This window comes from Amycolatopsis sp. NPDC033938 (genome assembly GCF_055575975.1).
This window is the reverse complement of record NZ_JBVIRO010000004.1, coordinates 15713-34954: the sequence shown is the minus strand read 5'-3', so window position 1 is coordinate 34954 and position 19242 is coordinate 15713. Positions and strand designations below refer to the sequence as shown.

The window sequence follows — 19242 nt, the reverse complement described above, 5'->3', positions numbered from 1 at the left end:
CGCCCCCCCCCCCCCCGGCCCGCCGACCCCCGCGGGCCGGGGTGGGGGCCCCAGGGGGGGGGCGGGGTGTGCGAGCCTGCCCACCCCCCCCCCCCCCCCCCCCCCCACCACCTGTACCGAATCGCCACTCACGACCCCTCAGGGCTTGAGCTGCGCGGTGAAGAAGTCGACCATCTCCTGCGTCGTCGGCGCGGTCCCGTCGCGGCGGGTCGAGACGAGCATCGCGCTCAGTGGCGCGTCATCGGTCCCGAAGAGCACAATGCCGCTTCGCTTGCCGACACCGGCCAGGTAGCGGCCCCGCAGCCCGTCGGCGGCCCAGGTGCCCTCCACGGGCTTGCCCTTGGTCATCTGCCGCCGCGCGTCGGCCTCCAGGCCGGTCATCGCGACGCCCTGGTAGTAGTTGATCGCGTTCGACGCCTCGTCGTTCTTGAACACGCAGGTGACCGCGGAGGCAGCCCCCATCGCGGCGGCCGCGTCCGGCGCGTCCCGGCAGTCGTCCCGCTGCGGGATGACGGCGGCGATCCGGTGGAGACAATCCGTGAACCCCTGCGAGTCCTTCTGGCCCGGTTGTGCGCAGTCCGGCTTCTGCGCCGGGACAGCGGGGTTCGGCGCCGCGACGGGTTCGTCCCCGCCGCCGGTGAGCAGGACGATCGTCGTCACGATCGCCGCGAGGGCGAGCGCGATGACGCCGTATGCCGTGGGCTTCCGCCAGCGGGGACCAGGTGGTGGCGGAGGCGGTGTCCAGCGCGGCGGTTGGGGGCGCCGAGGCGGCTGAGGTGGCGGCTGCTGGACGGGCCGCTGCTGGACCGGTGGTGACACCGGCGCGAACGCGGGCACGGTCAGCTGGGAGTCCTCGCCGCCCGCCGGCACGTGGTGCAGCCCGAACGCGACCGCCGTCTCCGGCTGATCCTGTGTCGTCGGCGCGATCCGGAGCTGGTTCGCCAGCAGACTCGCCAGCAACGGCATCCGGCTCGGCCCGCCGACGAGGTAGACGCCGCCGAGCTGCGCGGGAGTGAGCCCGGCACGGTGGATCGTGGTGGCCAGTAGTTCGGCACTGCGCAGGAAACTCGGCCGGACGAGGGCTTCGAGTTCCATCCGCGTCACCCGCACGTCCCCGAACGGCTCCGGCATCGGGATCTCGGTCTGCTGATGCCGGGACAGGCTTTCCTTGGCGTCACGGACGTCCTGGAGCAGAGACCGGCGCGTCCGGCGGTCCCCGACCGACTGCGGGCGCAGCACCCGCTGCCACACCGCGGGATCGGAATGCGAGACCTCACGGCCGATGTGGACCAGCAGCGCCTGGTCGATGTCGAGGCTGCCGAGGTCGGGCAGGCCGTCCTCGGCGAGCACGGCGAACCCCTGCGCGCTGACCCCGACGACGGCGCAGTCGAAAGTACCGGCCCCGAGGTCGTACACCGCTATCGGACCGGGCGGCCGGACCTGGCCGTGATTGAGGGAGGCGTAATGCGCTGCGGCGGCGACCGGCTCGGGAATGAGCAGCGTGGTGCCGAACCCGGCCTTGAGCGCGGCGTCGCGGAGGATCTGCTTGCGGTCCGGGCCCCAGCCCGCCGGATGGGAGATGCGCACCTGCGCGGGCGGACGCTGGAGGAGCAGCTCGGCCTCCTCGCCGACCCGGCGCAGGACAGCGGCGAAGGCATCGGCGATGGGGAGCGTCACGTCGCCGAGCTGGAGAGCGCCTTCGTCGATGCGGCGCTTCGGGTTCGCTTCGAACCGGCTCGGATCCAGCCGGGCACGGCGTTCGGCGTCACGGCCGACGAAGACGGTGCCGTCCTTGTCTGCGTAGATCGCCGACGACATCGTCACCGATCCGTCGATTTCGACGACCTGCGTCCCCCTGCCGTGGATCGAGAGCACCCCGACCGTGCTGGAGGTACCGAAATCGATCGCCAGAACGTCCACCTGACCCCCTCCCGGACCCGGTGGCATCGTCTCACGCGGCGAAAAAGGCCTCGTGAGTGGTTTGTGATGCCGCGTGAAGGCCCCCTTCCCTCGGCTCAGCCGAGGGAAGGGGGCCTTCACGCGCAGCTGTTGTGGCTGCTAGGCACCTGAGACACGGTTGGCCAGAACCGTCATTGAGACTCAAGCGCCACCGCGAAGGGAAAGGCCCGCCGCGGCGAACCCGCGACGGGCCTTTCCCTGAACCACCGAGACTTACTCGCTCTCGGCTTCGCCGTTCTCTTCGCTCGTGCCGGCGCCGATGCTGACCGGCGGGGCGTCCGGGACCGACGAAGGCCGGGCCTCGCCGCGGAAGACGAAGTGCGCCTTGTCGTCCTTCTCGCCCTCTTCGTCGTTCCAGCCTTCGACGTCGACCAGGATGATCTGACCGGCCTGGACCTCGCCGAACAGGATCTTCTCCGACAGCTGGTCCTCGATCTCGCGCTGGATCGTGCGACGCAGCGGCCGCGCGCCCAGCACCGGGTCGAAGCCGCGCTTGGCGAGCAGCGACTTGGCCTTCGGAGTGAGCTCGAGCTCCATGTCCTTGGCCTTCAGCTGCGTCTCGACCCGCGCGATCATCAGATCGACCATCTGGATGATCTGGTCCTTGGTCAGCTGGTGGAAGACGATGATGTCGTCGATCCGGTTCAGGAACTCCGGCCGGAAATGCTTCTTCATCTCCTCGTTGACCTTTTGCTTCATCTTCTCGTACCGGTTGGCGGTGTCGCCTCCCTGCGAGAAGCCGAGCGAAACGGACTTGGAGATGTCCGAGGTACCCAGGTTCGAGGTGAAGATGAGCACGGTGTTCTTGAAGTCGACCGTACGACCCTGACCGTCGGTGAGCCGGCCGTCTTCGAGGACCTGCAGGAGGGTGTTGTAGATCTCCTGGTGGGCCTTCTCGATCTCGTCGAACAGCACCACCGAGAACGGCTTGCGCCGCACCTTCTCGGTCAGCTGGCCGCCCTCTTCGTAGCCGACGTAGCCCGGAGGGGCACCGAAGAGCCGCGAAGCGGTGTAGCGGTCGTGGAACTCGCCCATGTCGATCTGGATGAGCGCGTCGTCCTCGCCGAACAGGAACGCCGCCAGCGCCTTGGACAGCTCGGTCTTACCGACACCGGACGGACCGGCGAAGATGAACGAACCGGAGGGGCGCTTCGGGTCCTTCAGACCGGCGCGGGTACGGCGGATCGCCTGGGAGACGGCCTTGACCGCGTCCTCCTGGCCGATGATCCGCTTGTGCAGCTCGTCCTCCATGCGGAGCAGACGCGTGGTCTCCTCCTCGGTGAGCTTGAACACCGGGATACCGGTCCAGTTGGCGAGGACCTCGGCGATCTGCTCCTCGTCGACCTCGGCGACGACGTCGAGGTCGCCGTCCTTCCACTGCTTCTCCCGCTCACCCTTCTGGCCGAGGAGGGTCTTCTCCTCGTCACGGAGGCGGGCGGCGCGCTCGAAGTCCTGCGCGTCTATCGCGGACTCCTTGTCCCGGCGCACGTCGGCGATCTTCTCGTCGAACTCGCGCAGGTCCGGCGGCGCGGTCATCCGGCGGATGCGCATCCGGGCGCCCGCCTCGTCGATCAGGTCGATCGCCTTGTCCGGCAGGAACCGGTCGTTGATGTACCGGTCCGCCAGCGTCGCGGCGGCCACGAGCGCCGAGTCGGTGATCGAGACGCGGTGGTGCGCCTCGTACCGGTCGCGGAGACCCTTCAGGATCTCGATCGTGTGCTCGAGCGACGGCTCGCCGACCTGGATCGGCTGGAAGCGGCGCTCCAGCGCGGCGTCCTTCTCGATGTACTTGCGGTACTCCTCGAGCGTGGTCGCGCCGATCGTCTGCAGCTCACCACGGGCCAGCATCGGCTTCAGGATCGAGGCGGCGTCGATCGCGCCCTCGGCGGCACCCGCGCCGACGAGCGTGTGCAGCTCGTCGATGAACAGGATGATGTCGCCGCGGGTCTTGATCTCCTTGAGCACCTTCTTGAGGCGCTCTTCGAAGTCACCGCGGTACCGGGAACCGGCGACCAGGGAGCCGAGGTCGAGGGTGTAGAGCTGCTTGTCCTTCAGCGTCTCCGGGACTTCGCCCTTGACGATGTTCTGCGCGAGCCCCTCGACGACGGCGGTCTTGCCGACGCCGGGCTCACCGATCAGGACCGGGTTGTTCTTGGTGCGCCGCGACAGCACCTGCATGACCCGCTCGATCTCCTTGCCACGGCCGATGACCGGGTCGAGCTTGCCTTCGCGGGCCTGCACGGTCAGGTTGCGGCCGAACTGGTCGAGCACCAGCGACGACGACGGGGTGCCTTCACCGCGTCCGGAGCCGGTCTCGGTCGACTCCTTGCCACCCTGGTAGCCCGACAGCAGCTGCAGAACCTGCTGACGCACCCGGTTGAGGTCCGCGCCGAGCTTGACGAGCACCTGTGCGGCGACGCCTTCGCCCTCGCGGATCAGCCCGAGCAGGATGTGCTCGGTGCCGATGTAGTTGTGGCCGAGCTGCAGCGCTTCGCGCAGCGACAGCTCAAGCACCTTCTTGGCCCGCGGGGTGAAGGGGATGTGCCCGCTCGGGGCCTGCTGCCCCTGGCCGATGATCTCCTCGACCTGCTGGCGGACGCCCTCCAGCGCGATGCCCAGCGATTCCAGCGCCTTGGCGGCGACACCTTCACCCTCGTGGATCAGACCCAGGAGGATGTGCTCGGTGCCGATGTAGTTGTGGTTGAGCATCCTGGCCTCTTCTTGGGCCAGGACGACCACCCGCCTCGCGCGGTCGGTGAACCTCTCAAACATGTGCACTCCCTCGACTGCTGCGACGGCGGCCCGTTTCCATCGTGCTTTCACCGCGATGGATTCAGCACCGTGAGACCACTCTAGTAGCCAAGCGGTCGCGCTGGCGTACCACTACGGCTGATTGCGGCCCGTTCGCGCCCCGGCCGTTCTCCGGCCGTGCGCGCTTTCATCTTCCGGTTGCCCTGCACCTTTACGTCAAGCCCAACGTGCGGACGAGCACTTGGATTCCGCCGAATACCCCTTGTCCGCTGAGCGCGAACATGCCCGACCGGCAAGAGACAGCCCAGTGGATGGACACCCGACCGGAGTAGTCACGCATCGTGTGTAAGGTTAGGCGTACCTAATGAAGGGAGGATCGTATGCGGCATCAGCGGTCCTCTCTAGCGCTCGCGCCGTCCGAAGACGGCCTCCGTGCCTCGGTCTCGAGGATGCCCGAAGAGGCCGGGCTCCGCAGTGCGATGCCGGAGGACGAGCCGGGCTGGGTCCGCTGCGCGGACCTGCTGGCCGATCCGGCTCGTCTCGTCCACTGGCGGGAGCGCCTCGGCGGCTGGCTGGCCGAGCGGTATCCGGAGGCGGCGGGGATACCCGAGCGGGTCACGGCGAGCTGGATCCTTTCCTGGTACCTGCACGTCCCGGCGCTCGCCGGCGCGATGCTGCTGCACCACGAACGCCGCGTCCCGTCGCTGGCGCCGTCGGCGCTGGCCTTCCGGATCGGCGGCGACCGGCCGCATCCCGATTCGGTCGCCGTCCTCGGTGACCGGTTCCACTGCCTGCCGACAGATCCGGGTTCGGCTCATCCGGGAGCCGTCGTCGCGCCGGACGAGCGAACGCTGGCGACCGTGCTGCGTGGCCGCTTCGTCACGCACGCGAACCGCTTCATCGACGTCTACGGACCACTGACGCGGCTCGGGCGGCGGCAGTTGTGGGCGGCCGCCACGGACGCGCTCGACAACGCGCTGTGGTCGGCGGGACGGCTGGGCGGGACCACGGAGGCCGAGGGCGCCGGGGTCGCGGACGCCGCGCTGGTCCTCGAATCGCGGTTCCCGCCGCTGACTTCGGCGTCGAAGCTGCGGCTCGCCGAAGGCGCCGACGGACGCCGCGAGTGGACGAGAAACCGCGAAAGCTGCTGTTACAACCATCTGCTGCCCGCGGAATCGGAATGCGAGGGCTGTCCGCGAATCCGCGACAAGGGTCATTGAGCCTTTTTCAGGCTGGTTGCGGTGCAGGCCGTCGCAAGGAGTCGACTACCTGCGAGAGCCACCGCCCCACGTCACCAGGCCCGAAAGCTCCTGGTCGTGAGTGGTAAGTGTCGCCGGGTCTGGCGTGCTTGAAGCCGGAACACGACACGTTTGACTTACCCCTCAACAACGCTGCCACTCCGGATCCCGGCCCGAAGCACCCAAAGCGCGTTCGAAGGTCGTCGCGTGTTCCGCCACGGCCACCTCTTCGCCGTAGACCTTCATCGCCCGCGCCTGCTCACCCATGGCCACAGCGGACGCGTACACGGCTTCGGCCGCTTCGGGAGCGACGTCGAGGGAACGACCGGTCGCCCTGGCGAGATCCCAGCCGTGGAAGACGAACTCGCCGAGCACCATGTCTCCGACGATCGAGGCGGGCATCTCCGCCGTACCGAGCGCCGTCATGCCCTGCCAGGCCGCAGGCGCGCCGAAGATCTCGACGAGCCGCGCGGTCTGGTCCTCGATCGCGGTGAGCCAATCGGAGCCGACGAGATCCGACTCCGCCTCACTGGAGGACACTTCGGGCGGCGCCTCCTTGCGCCCGGCCGCTTCGAGCCAGGGACCCCAGTAGAGAAGGTGGTTCAGCAACGCGCGGACGTCGTATTCGGCGCACGGGGTGCGCGCGGCGAGATCGGTCTCGCCGATCCCGCGCAGGACCGCGGCGAACTCCGCCGCGGCGGGGGCGATCAGGGCAGTGTGTTCGGACATACGGGCATGAGTACCCCGTGACGGCCGAGCCGTCTTGAAAAAACGCGACACGATTACGTTGGGCGGATGAGCGGGCACCGGATCCCGGCGGGGATCGTCAACGCGCGGGAGGCGAGCGCGAAGTTCAGCCTCGTCCGGCATCCGCCCGCGCCGGAACTGCGTCCGTTCGTCGACCACCACTGGGTGCTGCGCTGGGAGCTGACCGGCCCCCATGAACAGGTGGTGCTGCCGAATCTCGCGGTCAACGTGACGTTCTTCCGCGACGCGGCCGGCGCGTTCGGGCCGGGAAAGCGGCCTTTCCGCTACCTCCTCGACGGAGTGGATCAAGGTATCGGCGTGCGATTCCGGCCAGGGGCTTTCCGGGCATTCCTCACCGGCCCGGTCACGATGATCTCCGGCGGTTCCGTTCCGCTCACCGATCTCTTCCCCGGCGCCGGGCCGGTGACGGAATCGGTACGGAATGCGACGAACGACTTCGAAATGGTCCGCGCGGCAGAGGAACTGCTCCTCGCGAAACGCCCCGTCCTCACCCCCGCCGCACGGACGGCCATCGAAGCGGTCGAAACAATCGCGGGCGATCCGGCCATTACCAGGGTCGGAGAGTTGTCAAGCCGGACAGGTCTGTCTCAGCGAAGCCTGCAACGACTCTTCGCCGAACATGTCGGCGCCACCCCCAAATGGGCGATTCAGGTATACCGGTTGAACGAAGCGGCGGCACGGATCGCTGCCGAGGAACGGCCGGACTACGCGAAACTGGCGACCGAGCTGGGCTATAGCGACCAAGCGCACTTCATCCGGGATTTCCGCTCCGTGACCGGATGGGCGCCCACCGAGTACGCCCTCTTGAACCGCGTACAAGAACAAGAAAACCGCCGGGAATAGGTTCCCGGCGGCTTGAGGGTCGAGCAGACCTTCAGTTCTTCTTGTGGTAGGCCTCCACGACCTCGGACGGGATACGTCCACGGTCGGAAACCTGGAAGCCGTTCTTGCGGGCCCAGGCGCGAATGGCCTGGTTCTGCTCACGGTCCACGGTCGCGGGGCGGGCGGCGGCCTTCACACCGGCGACCGGACGAATGGCGGTGCGCTTACGGCCACCCGCGCGGCGGGCGTGCTCCACATACTGGGCCAGCGCGTCGCGAAGCTCTTCCGCGTTTTCCGCGGAAAGGTCGATCTGGTAGCTCACACCGTCCAAACCGAACTCGACGGTCTCTTCCGCCTCGCTGCCGTCGAGGTCGTCAACGAGCGAGACGAGCACCTTCTGTGCCATCTGTTTCCTCCTGCTGGGGGCTTACACGAATGATCTGGTACGGGGCATGCCCCGGACAGAAGACTTTGTCTAGCGACATTAATACCCGCTACCGTCACATAACGCAAATCTTGTTTACGAGAACGATCGAGGTATCTCCTCACGCGGACGGGTTATTCAGGTCGGACGAGCGGGAACAGGATGGTCTCCCGGATACCAAGGCCCGTCAGCGCCATCAGCAACCGGTCGATCCCCATTCCGACACCACCGCTCGGCGGCATTCCGTACTCCAGCGCACGGAGGAAATCCTCATCCAGGTTCATGGCCTCACTATCGCCCTGCGCACCCAGCCGAGCCTGTTCCACCAGACGCTGACGCTCCACGACGGGATCGACCAGCTCGGAGTATCCGGTCGCCAGTTCGAAACCGCGCACGTACAGATCCCACTTCTCCGCCACCCCCGGCTTGCTGCGATGTTGCCTGGTCAGCGGGGATGTCTCGACCGGAAAATCACGGACAAAAGTGGGTTCGTGAAGATGATCGCCGACGAGGTGTTCCCACAGTTCCTCGACGAGTTTGCCGTGCCCTAACTTAGGGTCGAACTCCAGCTCTCGCGCTTCGGCAAAGGAACGGAGCTTGTCCACCGATGTCTCGGGAGTGACCTCTTCCGACAACGCTTCGGACAACGACTCGTACATTCCGAGTGTGGTCCACTCGCCGGACAGGTCGTACTCCGAACCATCGGCGAGAGTGACCACCTGAGTGCCGAGAACGTTCTGCGCCGCCTCCTGGATGAGCTGCCGCGTCATCACCGCATTGGAGTCATAGGTCGCATACGCTTCGTAGTACTCGAGCATGGCGAACTCGGGCGAGTGGGACGAGTCGCTGCCCTCGTTCCGGAAGTTCCGGTTGATCTCGAAGACCTTCTCGATACCGCCGACCACGCAACGCTTGAGGTACAGCTCCGGCGCGATCCTCAGGTACAGATCGAGGTCGAAGGCATTCGAATGCGTCACGAATGGCCGAGCCGCCGCACCACCGTGCAGCGTCTGCAGCATCGGGGTCTCGACCTCGAGGAATCCTCGACCGTGAAACGAGTCACGCAGGGAACGCAGCACACCGGCGCGGGTACGGACCACGTCCCTGGCCTTGGGCCGCACGATCAGATCGACATAACGCTGCCGGATCCGTGTTTCCTCCGCCAGGTCTTTGTACATGACCGGCAACGGGCGCAATGCTTTCGAAGTGATCCGCCAGGAGTCGGCCATCACGGAAAGCTCGCCGCGCTTGGAGGTGATGACCTCGCCGGAGACGAATACGTGATCACCGAGATCGACATCGGACTTCCACGCCGCGAGCGCGTCCGCGCCCACCTTCGCGAGGCTGATCATCGCCTGCAACTCCGTGCCATCGCCTTCACGGAGACTCGCGAAACACAGTTTGCCGGTATTGCGCATGAACATGACCCGGCCGGTGACACCGACGATCTCACCGGTGGCGGTGTCGACAGGAAGGTCGGAATGCTTCGCGCGCACTTCGGCCAGCGAGTGCGTCCTGGGCACCTCGACCGGATACGGATCGATACCCTCCGCGATTATCCGGTCGCGCTTGTCCCGGCGCACCCGCATCTGTTCCGGCAGGTCTTCGTCGGGGCTCACGCCCTCGGATGCGGGGATTTCAGTCATGGCGCACAGCGTACGAACCCGCCGCTTCCCTACGCCAACCGGATTACCTTTTCCGGCTCCGGACCGGCCGGTTTTCTCTCCATTAACCTGGACCGTGTGAACTCATCCACTCCTGGCATCGAACCCGAACTGCACGCACGCCGCGCCGCCTCGTTCGGCGCGAAGGCCGCCGCCTATGCCGCGCATCGACCGGATTATCCGGAGAAGGCACTGGCCTGGGGGCTGGCCGGCGCGAGGAGAACACCTGAACGAGTCCTCGACCTCGGCGCCGGAACCGGCAAGGTCAGTCAGGGCCTGCTCGCGTTCGGCGTCGCGGTCACCGCGGTCGAACCGGACGCGCAGATGCTCGCGGAGCTCACGAAGGCGCTGCCCTCCGTGACCCCGCTCATCGGGACGGCCGAAGAGATCCCACTGCCGGACGCCTCCATGGACGCCGTGGTCGTGGGGCAGGCCGTCCACTGGTTCGACCTCGATCGGGCCTATCCGGAGATCGCCAGGGTGCTCAAGCCGGGTGGAGTCCTCGCCGCGCTGTGGAACCACGACGACGAGTCGGCGGGCTGGCTGGCGGAGTTCAACAAGCTGATCAAGAGTTCCATGAGCAGGCGCTGGCTGAGCGACTACGAATCACTGCCGGGACACGAGGCCTTCGAACCGTTCGAGAAGGCGACTTTCGACCACAAACAGCCCAGGACGGCGGAAAGCCTGGTGGAGACGATCGCCACCCATTCGCACATGCTGGTAGCCCCGGCGGAAGAGCGCGAGGCCAAACTTCGCATCGCGCGGGAATTCCTCGACCGGAACCCGGAAACCGCCGCCGGCGAATTCGACCTTCCCCTCACCACCACGGCCTTCCGGACCCGCCGTCGATCTTGAGTGGCCCGGCCAAGGTCGCGACGGACGCGGCTGAAGGGCCCTTTCCCCTCATCTCACGCGGCGAAGGGCGCTTTCCCCGCATGCGATGCGGGGAAAGCGCCCTTCAGCCCCGAGCCCCGAGTCCCGAGCCCCGAGCCCCCAGCCCCGAGTCGCACCAGGATGAGAAGGCCCAGCGCGGGACGTCGCACTTAGTCGACTACTTGCGAAGTCAGGCCTGGTCGTGAGTGGTAAGTGCCGTTAGAACGACACTCGCCACTCACGAGACCGCCACCGCGCGCCCCGGCCTACCGCATTCAGAGGACTAAACACGGTGGTTGCGGTCGTAGACCAGCCGCAGGCCCAGCAACGTCAGATCCGGCACGTGGTCGGTGATCGTCTCCGACTCCTCCAGCACCAGTGGCGCCAGGCCACCGGTCGCGATCACCGCGACCGGATCGGACCCGTCCGGCGAAAGCTCGCGTTTGATCCGCTTCACCAGGCCGTCGACCTGGCCGGCGAAACCGTAGAGGATGCCGGATTGCAGGCATTCCACGGTGTTCTTCCCGATCACCGACCGCGGCGGCACCAGTTCCACCTTGCGCAGCGCCGCGGCCCGCGCGGCCAGCGCGTCGACGGAGATCTCGATCCCGGGCGCGAACGCGCCGCCGAGGAACTCGCCCTTGGCGGAGATGGCGTCCACATTGGTCGAAGTCCCGAAATCCACCACCACACAGGCGGTGGTCGGGTGCAGATGGTGCGCGGCCAGGGTGTTCACCAGCCTGTCCGCGCCCACCTCCTTGGGATTGTCGACCAGAAGCGGCACACCCGTGCGCACCCCCGGCTCGATGACGATCTTCGGCAACCCGCCGTAGTACCGCGAAAGCATGACGCGCAGCTCTCGCAGTACGGCGGGAACCGTGGACAGCGCGCTGATCCCGGTGACCGTGTCCGCGTGCGTGCCGAGCAGCCCGCGCATGGTCAGCGCGAGCTCGTCGGCGGTGATCCGCGCGTCGGTGCGCATCCGCCAGTCACCGATCAGCGTGGGCCCGTCGTAGAGCCCGAGCACGATATTGGTGTTGCCGACGTCGACCGTGAGCAGCAACGACTCAGCTTTCGGCGTGCAGCAGCGCGTCGAGACGTCGGGCGTCGGCGGTTTCGGCGACCGGGAAGGTCATCGTGTCGTCGTCGGCCAGCGTCACGGTGCCGCTCAGCAGTCCGGAACCCTCCGGCGCGTGCCCGGGGTTGGCGCCCTTCTCGACGATCCGGTTGTCCGCGTCGACGAAGACCACCCTCGGCCGGAACGCGGCCGCCTCGGCGTTCTCCATCTGCGCGTACGAAATCAGGATCACCAGATCACCGGGGTGCACCAGATGCGCCGCGGCGCCGTTGATGCCGAGCACCCCGGTGCCGCGTTCACCCGCGATCACGTAGGTCTCGAGCCGGGCGCCGTTGGTGACGTCCACAATGGACACCTGTTCGCCCGGAAGCAGATCCGCGGCGTCCATCAGGTCTTCGTCGACCGTCACCGATCCGACGTAGTGGAGGTCGGCCTGGGTGACCGTCGCTCGATGGATCTTCGATTTCAGCATTGTGCGGTACATCGTGGACTCTCCCTTATTCCCCTGCGTCCAGCGCGTGTTCCGGATGGTCCGCGGCGGCACCGAGCACCACCGGCACGTTGTCGATCAGCCGGGTACTCCCCACCCTGGCCGCGATCAGCAACCGCGCTTCACCGTCGACGGGCGCGGGCCCGAGGTCGGTTCCCCTCAATTCCAGATAGTCGACCTCGACCGCGGGTCGCGCGGCGAGGGTCTTCCTGGCGGTCGCCAGCACGGCTTCCGCGCCGTCGCGTCCGACGAAGGCACCCGCGGTGAGTGCCGCCGACAACACGATCGCGTCCTCGCGCTGCTCAGGAGTGAGGTAGACGTTGCGCGAGGACAACGCCAGCCCGTCGCGTTCCCTGACCGTCGGCACCCCGATGACCCGGGTGTCGAAGTTCAGGTCACGCACCATTTTCTTGATCAGCACCAGCTGCTGGTAATCCTTCTCCCCGAAGAAGGCGTAGTCCGGCCGCACGATGTTGAACAGTTTCGCCACCACGGTGAGCACGCCGGCGAAATGGCCCGGTCGCACCGCCCCTTCGAGCTCGTCGCCGAGCGCGCCGGGGTGCACCGTGACGGTCGCGCCGTCCGGGTACAGATCCGACGCCTTGGGCAGGAAGCCCAGTTCGACGCCGTCCTCCTTCAGTACCTCGAGGTCCTTGTCCAGCGGACGCGGGTACGCCTCGAAGTCCTCGCCTTCCCCGAACTGCAGGGGGTTCACGAAGATCGACGTCGCGACCACCGTGTTCGGCAGCCGCTTCGCCCGGCGGATCAGTTCCCGGTGTCCCGCGTGCAGGGCACCCATGGTGGGCACCAGCGCGACCTTGCGGCCGACCCCGTGCAGGGCACGCGTCACCTGGCTCACCTGCTCCGGCGGCTGGAAGGTGTGCAGCGTGCCTCGGGCGAATTTCGGTGTGGTCACTGGTTTTGCTGCCCTTCGGCGGGATCTGCGGGGTCACTGAGGAGTTCGGTGAGCTCGGCGGCGGCCGAGGCGTCCAAGAGCCCGGCGGCGTCGCCGCGCGCCAGCGTGCGCTTGGCCAGCGCGCGATAGCTCGGGGCGATGTCGGGGCCACGTTCGGCCAGCACCGCGAGATGCTTACGCACGGTGCCGAGATCACCACGGGCCACCGGCCCGGTCAGCGCCCGGTCCCCGTGCCGCAGAACATTATCCAACGCCGCCGACAGCAACGGAGCCACCAGGCGTTCGGGCTGGGCGATTCCCGCTTCCCGCAACAATTCCGCGCAATCGGCGACCAGCGTCATCAGGTGATTCGCGCCGTGCGCCAACGCCGCGTGATAGAGCGCTCGCGCTTCGTCAGGAACGCGGACGGGCTCCGCGCCCATCTCCACGGTGAGCGCCTCGCCGACGTTCCAGGCCGCTTCGTCACCCTCTGTGGCGGTGACGCCGACGCTGCAGGTCGCCAGCCTGTCGAGGTCCTCCGGCCGTCCGGTGAAGGTCATCACGGGGTGCAGGGCCAGCGGCAGTGCCCCGGCGTCGGCGGCGGGCGCGAGGACGTCGATGCCGTGCGCTCCGGACGTGTGCACGACGATCTGCCCCGGACGCAGGGAACCTGTCGCGACGAAGCCGCGCACCATCCCGGCGAGCGAGTCGTCGGGCAGGGCGAGCAGAACGAGATCGGCGCGACGGGCGACCTCGTCGGGTGGCAGGAGTGGCACACCGGGAAGCAGTTGCTCCGCCCGGCGTATCGAAGCGTTGGAAAGGCCCGAAGCGGCGACGACCGCGTGCCCGGCCCTCGTGAGTGCTGCGCCGACGACGCTGCCGACCCGGCCCGCGGAAACGACACCCACGGCCAAGCGAGCGGGCCTTGTCATGGCGTGCGCCAATGGACGCTCATGGTCGAAAACTCCTCAACTCGTTCCAGTCCCGCTCGGTGGTCGCGGGTACCAGACGACGGCGCGAGGGTAACCCTCCGGCCCGTGTCTGAACCGACCCTCGTGACCAGCTTCACCTGACCGAGGTCACCCGCGCGGAGCACCGTCCGCCAGCCGTACGGCCTCGGCGCGCGAGGTCTTGAGCACCTGCAGCAGCTCACGCTGCCGCTGTTTTCCCTCGTCGGTGAGCTTCCGGCCGCGTCGCAGGAACGCGAGTTCGGTCACGCTGGCCTGATAGCGGCCGACGGCCTTCGCCGCGTCCCGTCCCGACTGCTTCCGCGCCTGTTTCCGCCACGACCGCCGTCCGGACAGGCTGGCCAGCAGCGTCACTTCGGACGGCGCGATCCACCGCGCGTCGACCATCATCGGCAACGCGGCGGCGACGATCCGCTGCTCGCGGCGCCGCTGCATGACCACCACCGAGAAGACCCCGATGAACAGCGGCACCATGATCAGGAAGTAGACGTTCAGGAAGGTCTTGGCGCCACCCAGCAGCGCGGCGCCGTTCCACAGGGCGTGCAGCAGCACGGCGACGAGGTAGCCGCCGATCGGCGCCAGTATCCGCATCGAGCGCACCTTGCTGCTCGCGGCGATACCGAGCCCGATCCCGGTCATCACGGCGAACAGCGGATGCGTGAACGGCGAAAGCACCCCACGGAGGAAGAACGCCGCGAGCACGCCCGCGCTCGTGCCGTCACCGAAGCCGTTCTCCGCGAAGGCGCGGCCGAAGTAATAGATGTTCTCGGTGAAGGCGAACCCGGCGGCGGTGAACCCGGCGTAGACGATGCCGTCCACGACGCCGTCGAACTCGATCGGACGGCGCCACCACAGCAGCAGGATGAAAGCGGCCTTCGCGGCTTCCTCGACCAGCGGCGCGGAGACCAGGCCGCTGACCTTGCCGCCGACGCCGGTGCCGAGCAGCAGGTCACCGACGGCCTCGGCGCCGCTGTTGAGCAGCAGCGCGATGATCGTCGCGACACAGGCTCCCCAGACGAAGGACAGCAGCAGGAGCTTCGGCGGTTCCGGTTCCCAGCGGTCGACCCACAGGAACGCCGTCACCACCACGGCGACCGGGACGAGTGCCGCGAGCACGCCGATCGTCACCGCGGGCAGACCGACCTTCGCGGTCACCGTGCCGAAGACGAACAGCCCGCACAGCGCGACGGCGATCAGCCCGAGCACCGGCAGCAGCACGGTGATCGACCGAGGCCGGCGTGCCCGGTCGGAACCGGGCACCGGGGAGGAAGGCTCGCTCACAGCGGGTCACCCTACAGTCGGCCGGGGTCAGTCTTCGGCACGCCGCCTGCGCCGCGGAGTGGACTCGTTCGCGCCGTTGGCGGCGAGCAGGTCCATCACCGATCGGCCGGAGGCGTGCGAACCGGCGGCCGGCGTCTCGGGACGGCTGTGCGACGACCCGTTGCGGGACGGCGCCTCGTCGTCCGGCTTCGCCCGCTTGCCGCCGTGACGGCCGCCTGTCTCGGCCGCGGCGCTCTGCCACGCCGGAGGCTCGCCATCCGGACGGCGACGGCGGCCACCACCGGTCGGCTCCGCCACGTTGGGGGCAGGCGTGAGCGAGGTCGAGGAGTCCTCCGCCGCCCGGCGGCGACGTCCACCTGGACGGCTCTGCATCGCGCGGACCTCTTCGGGCAGCGTCGGGTTGACCACGGGCGACTCCTCGCCGCCGCCACCGTGCCGCGAAGGCGTCTCGGCGGCCGGAGGGCGCACGGGTTCGGGCTCCGGCGGGCGCACCGGCTCGGCGCGGCGCGGCGGCGGCTCGGACACGACCGGGATCGACACCGGGGTCGGCGGCTCCGGCTCGCGGCGAGGCTCAGGGCGCGGTTCGGGACGCGCCGGGGGGTTGGCGGCCTGGGGCATCGGCAGGGAGGCCGACGGCTGGGGCTTCGACGGCGGCGTGGGGCGCAGCCGGTCCTGGAAGTCGTCCTTCCTGGGGAACGCGGCGCTCAGATCGGAGACCGGGCGCTCCTGCGTCCACGACGGCTTCCACTCGCCGGTGGCCTCCATCGGCTCCGGCTCGGCGGCGGGTTTGTTCACCGGCGGCGGCGTGCCACCGGCCGGACGCGGCCGTTCGACCGGCTTCATCCCCGGCCTGGTCAGGCCGAGCTCACGGTTCGGCCGGGGACGGTCCGGCTCGACCTTCTTGACCGGCTTCGCCTGCGCGGGCGGCTTCACCGGCGGCGTCTGCTTGCGAGTCTGTTCCTCCGGCCGCGGCGCGGGCGGCCGCTGGACGGTGCCGGCGTCGAGACGCTGCTGCAACGAAGGCTGCTGCGGACGTCGCTGCGGCTCCTGCCGCTGGGATTCTTGGCGCTGGGGCTCAGGACGTTGGGGCTGCCGGGCGATGGTGGGCATCGACGGCTGCGAGACCTCGGCGCGCGAAACACCCGGCATCGACGGGCGGGACACCTCGGCCGGGGACACCGGCGGCGGGGTCTTGCGCTTGGCGTCGACCCTCGGCATCGGCCGGGAGACCTCGGCGGGCGACATACCGGGATTGGACATCTCGAGCCGCTCACGACGAGCGGCTTCGGCGGCGAGCGCCTCGGCGGCCTTCGAGGCGCGGGCGTCCGCCTTGCGCATGCTGCGGCGAGTCGACTCGTCGACCGGCTTCGGTCGCGGGACCTGGTTGTTCTGCCCGTAACCGCCGCCGTTGTTCGTGCCGTTGTGCACGCCGTTGTGACCGTGACCGTTCGACGGCTTGCGACGGGCCGCGGGCGGAGCGCCGGCACGGGCGGACGCGGGTTCGAGGACGCGGTCGATCATCTCGGTCGGGCGCTCCCGCCCGCGGTCACGGTCGTCGACGTCGATCGTGGTGCCGTTGGCGGCCATGAGCTGGGGTTTGCCATTGCCGTTGTCGGAGCCCGCGCTCATCAACTGCTTGTTGTCGAGCGACCGCATCCGGGTGGCCTGCGCGGTGAGCGCGACGCGTTCGAGAAGAACCTCGCCGCCGAAGAGCGACTGAAGGCTTTCACGCAGGGCGCTCACCTCGGCTCTGAGCGCTTCGAGCTCGTCATGGGAGCGGCTCTCGGCGGCCTGCCGGGTCTCCGCTTCCATCTCCAGCTCGAACTCACGGCGGGCGGCGATCTCGCGTTCGAGCTCCAGCTCGTAGACGGCCTGTGCTTCGGCGACGGCTTCTTCGCTCTGCGACACGTGCTTGCGGTAGCGGACCGCCAGGAAGGCCCCGATCAAGGCGGCCCACAGCGCCGCGACGATACCCAGCCGCAAGTAGCGGAGGTCGTCGGAAAGCACCAATGCGAGAGTCGCGCCGACGGCGAGAACCAAGCCGACGACAAGCCACGGCCTACCCGCAAGGCGGCCGCGCGAGTCGTCACCCACCCCGGTCATGCCCAACACCGTACCTTCTAGTAATCCGAACGAGACCTAGTCGGTACTTCGAGCGGTGCTTCTCAAGCGTTAACCGGTCGGCTGCCGATCGGGGTCCCGATCACCGCCCTCGGGGGTCCGGCAGCAGTGTTCGAGCCACAAAGCCGCAGCTACCAGTGCCACCGAGCTGACGATCCCGACCGTCGCCGAACGGAGATCACCGCCCGCCGCGAGGAGTTCGTCACGTCGCGGAAAAAGATACGCGAAAGCCGCCAGCCAGACACCCGTCATGGCGGATCCGGCGAGCGAAGAGGCCTTCGCGAGTGCCACCGATCGGGCGACGGAGATCGCGGCCATCACCCGGCCCTCCTTGATCCGCGAACGGATGATGAAGGCGAGCACGACCTCACAGAGCGCGAGGACGAGGAGCGTCATTCCCGCGAAGAGCGGAAGCGCGGGGATGGCGCCGTAAGCGACCTGGAAGAGCAGGTAGGCCAGGACCAAGCCCAGTAGGCCGGCCACCGCCAGCTCGCGTGGCCGGGTGAAGTGCATGGTCCAACGCTACCTGGCAGGCTTGACTCTCCACCAACTGGAGAGTCGAACATGAAGCATATGGGCACCGCAGCGGTTTTCACCATCGGGGAGCTGGCCAAACGGACCGGCCTGCCGGTGAAGACCATCCGCTTCTACTCGGACGAAGGCCTCCTGCCGCCGACGGACCGCACTGATTCCGGCTACCGCCTCTACGACGCCACCGCGATGGCGCGTCTGGAGCTGGTCCGGACCCTGCGGGAACTCGGACTGGGTCTCGCGGACGTGGAGCGGGCGCTGACCAGGGAAGCGACCATCGGCGACCTCGCGGTCCAGCATGTCGCGGCCCTGGACGAGCAGATCCGACGGCTGGAATTGCGCCGGGCGGTCCTGCGAGCGGTGGCCAAACGGGACTCACCACTGGAGGAGGTCGAACTGATGAACAAGCTCGCGTCGATGTCGGACGAAGACCGCAAACGTTTGCTGGACGAGTTCTGGGCGGACATGGTCGAAGGACTCGAACTGGATCCGGAGTTCTACGAGCGGATGCGCTCGGCGAAACCGGAACTGCCCGACGACCCGACCCCGGAGCAACTGGAGGCCTGGATCGAGTTCGCCGAACTCGTCCAGGACGAGGAGTTCCGCGCGTCCATCCGCCGGATGAGCGAGTGGCACTCCCATCTCCGCGAGAAGGACGGGGCCGACTTCGGCCCGAAACAGCAGCAGCTGTGGATGGCGTGGAGTGAGAAGGCGTCCGAAGCACTCGAAGCCGGCATCGCGCCGGACTCGACGGAAGGCCGGGAACTCGCGGAGACGATCTTCTCGCAGTCTTCGCGGAACGGGCGGGACCCGAACGACCCCGCCTGGCGGAAGCGACTGACCGACGGGATGGCGATCAGCATGGATCCCCGCGCCGAACGCTACTGGCTCCTGCTGGGGAAGATGAACGGCTGGCCGTCGTTCCCCTCCCAGATGCCGCAGGCCGAATGGATCATCGCCGCCCTGCGCGCCGCGCTCGCCTGAAGCGCATTTCGTCCTCTAACTGCGGTAGGGCCGTGAAGGGCTCCTTCCCGCTGCCCGACTGTCGTCCATCCTTAAGGGACACTCTTCGCCGCGCGGACGCCTGATTCGGGTGATTTGCGGAGCTTCGGAAAGGGTCGTGAGTGCCAATGAGGGTTCCATTGAGAGGTGGGGCAAAGATGGCGTGCCCCGGCGCGGGCCGGGCTGACCGACGGAAGCCGGGCCGCGTCCCAGTGTCCACAAGGGACACTTTTCCGAAGAGGTTTGTCCGACTTGGGCGTTTTGTGCGGTCTTGCGCGGGGGGTCGGGTGTGGGCAAAAAGGGGTGTTACCAATTTTGCACGCAACCCCCCCCCCGGGACCCCCCAAAACGGCATCAATAAGAAACCAGGCCCCCCA

16 protein-coding genes are annotated in these 19242 nt (G+C 68.1%); 4 read left to right on the top strand and 12 right to left on the bottom strand.

Annotated features, from left to right (window positions below; translation table 11 throughout):
* Nucleotides 1-138: 138 nt before the first annotated feature.
* Complete coding sequence (locus ACZ5ZX_RS12975) at nucleotides 139-1920, bottom strand: Hsp70 family protein (protein WP_465502198.1); 1782 nt, start codon at nucleotides 1918-1920, stop codon at nucleotides 139-141.
* A gap of 252 nt (nucleotides 1921-2172) precedes the next feature.
* Nucleotides 2173-4731 (bottom strand): ATP-dependent Clp protease ATP-binding subunit, encoded by a 2559-nt coding sequence (locus ACZ5ZX_RS12970; RefSeq protein ID WP_061985533.1) that lies wholly within the window; start codon nucleotides 4729-4731, stop codon nucleotides 2173-2175.
* A gap of 359 nt (nucleotides 4732-5090) precedes the next feature.
* Between ACZ5ZX_RS12970 and ACZ5ZX_RS12965 the strand changes: the two genes are divergently transcribed.
* Nucleotides 5091-5930, top strand: coding sequence for a (2Fe-2S)-binding protein (locus ACZ5ZX_RS12965; RefSeq protein ID WP_465502197.1), 840 nt, complete (start codon nucleotides 5091-5093; stop codon nucleotides 5928-5930).
* Between the two features lie 162 nt (nucleotides 5931-6092).
* On the opposite strand, the gene ACZ5ZX_RS12960 is transcribed toward ACZ5ZX_RS12965, so the two are convergent.
* On the bottom strand, nucleotides 6093-6677 hold the full coding sequence (locus ACZ5ZX_RS12960; RefSeq protein WP_465502196.1) for a TIGR03086 family metal-binding protein: 585 nt from the start codon (nucleotides 6675-6677) through the stop codon (nucleotides 6093-6095).
* Between the two features lie 66 nt (nucleotides 6678-6743).
* Between ACZ5ZX_RS12960 and ACZ5ZX_RS12955 the strand changes: the two genes are divergently transcribed.
* On the top strand, nucleotides 6744-7559 hold the full coding sequence (locus ACZ5ZX_RS12955; RefSeq protein WP_465502195.1) for an AraC family transcriptional regulator: 816 nt from the start codon (nucleotides 6744-6746) through the stop codon (nucleotides 7557-7559).
* Between the two features lie 31 nt (nucleotides 7560-7590).
* On the opposite strand, the gene ACZ5ZX_RS12950 is transcribed toward ACZ5ZX_RS12955, so the two are convergent.
* Together ACZ5ZX_RS12950 and lysS are read right to left on the bottom strand one after the other, a co-directional pair.
* A complete protein-coding gene (locus ACZ5ZX_RS12950; RefSeq protein WP_037318336.1) occupies nucleotides 7591-7944 on the bottom strand; it encodes a histone-like nucleoid-structuring protein Lsr2 in 354 nt (117 codons plus the stop codon).
* A gap of 152 nt (nucleotides 7945-8096) precedes the next feature.
* Entirely contained in the window at nucleotides 8097-9608 is a 1512-nt protein-coding gene (lysS, locus tag ACZ5ZX_RS12945; protein ID WP_465502194.1) for a lysine--tRNA ligase, read from the bottom strand.
* Between the two features lie 96 nt (nucleotides 9609-9704).
* On the opposite strand from lysS, the gene ACZ5ZX_RS12940 reads away from it, so the two are divergent.
* On the top strand, nucleotides 9705-10481 hold the full coding sequence (locus ACZ5ZX_RS12940) for a class I SAM-dependent methyltransferase (RefSeq protein WP_465502193.1): 777 nt from the start codon (nucleotides 9705-9707) through the stop codon (nucleotides 10479-10481).
* Nucleotides 10482-10782: 301 nt separating this feature from the next.
* Here the strand turns inward: ACZ5ZX_RS12940 and ACZ5ZX_RS12935 are convergent, their stop codons facing one another.
* The 7 genes from ACZ5ZX_RS12935 to ACZ5ZX_RS12905 form a co-directional block, all read right to left on the bottom strand.
* A complete protein-coding gene (locus ACZ5ZX_RS12935; protein WP_465502192.1) occupies nucleotides 10783-11562 on the bottom strand; it encodes a type III pantothenate kinase in 780 nt (259 codons plus the stop codon).
* A 4-nt stretch (nucleotides 11563-11566) separates the two neighbouring features.
* Nucleotides 11567-12061, bottom strand: coding sequence for an aspartate 1-decarboxylase (gene panD, locus ACZ5ZX_RS12930; RefSeq protein ID WP_465502191.1), 495 nt, complete (start codon nucleotides 12059-12061; stop codon nucleotides 11567-11569).
* 13 nt (nucleotides 12062-12074) lie between these two features.
* Complete coding sequence (gene panC, locus ACZ5ZX_RS12925; protein ID WP_465502190.1) at nucleotides 12075-12983, bottom strand: pantoate--beta-alanine ligase; 909 nt, start codon at nucleotides 12981-12983, stop codon at nucleotides 12075-12077.
* Nucleotides 12980-13894, bottom strand: a complete 915-nt coding sequence (locus ACZ5ZX_RS12920) for a Rossmann-like and DUF2520 domain-containing protein (RefSeq protein ID WP_465502189.1) — start codon at nucleotides 13892-13894, stop codon at nucleotides 12980-12982. Before ACZ5ZX_RS12920 ends, panC begins: the two co-directional genes overlap by 4 nt.
* 147 nt (nucleotides 13895-14041) lie before the next feature.
* Nucleotides 14042-15211, bottom strand: coding sequence for a PrsW family intramembrane metalloprotease (locus tag ACZ5ZX_RS12915; protein WP_465502188.1), 1170 nt, complete (start codon nucleotides 15209-15211; stop codon nucleotides 14042-14044).
* A 27-nt stretch (nucleotides 15212-15238) separates the two neighbouring features.
* Nucleotides 15239-17314: a DUF6779 domain-containing protein gene (locus ACZ5ZX_RS12910; protein WP_465502187.1), complete on the bottom strand. Its 2076-nt coding sequence runs from the start codon at nucleotides 17312-17314 to the stop codon at nucleotides 15239-15241.
* A 69-nt stretch (nucleotides 17315-17383) separates the two neighbouring features.
* Nucleotides 17384-17845 carry a DUF3180 domain-containing protein gene (locus ACZ5ZX_RS12905; protein ID WP_465502186.1) on the bottom strand — a complete coding sequence of 154 codons (462 nt, stop codon included), beginning with the start codon at nucleotides 17843-17845 and terminating at the stop codon, nucleotides 17384-17386.
* Between the two features lie 60 nt (nucleotides 17846-17905).
* On the opposite strand from ACZ5ZX_RS12905, the gene ACZ5ZX_RS12900 reads away from it, so the two are divergent.
* Nucleotides 17906-18847, top strand: coding sequence for a MerR family transcriptional regulator (locus tag ACZ5ZX_RS12900; RefSeq protein WP_465502185.1), 942 nt, complete (start codon nucleotides 17906-17908; stop codon nucleotides 18845-18847).
* Nucleotides 18848-19242 lie beyond the last annotated feature (395 nt).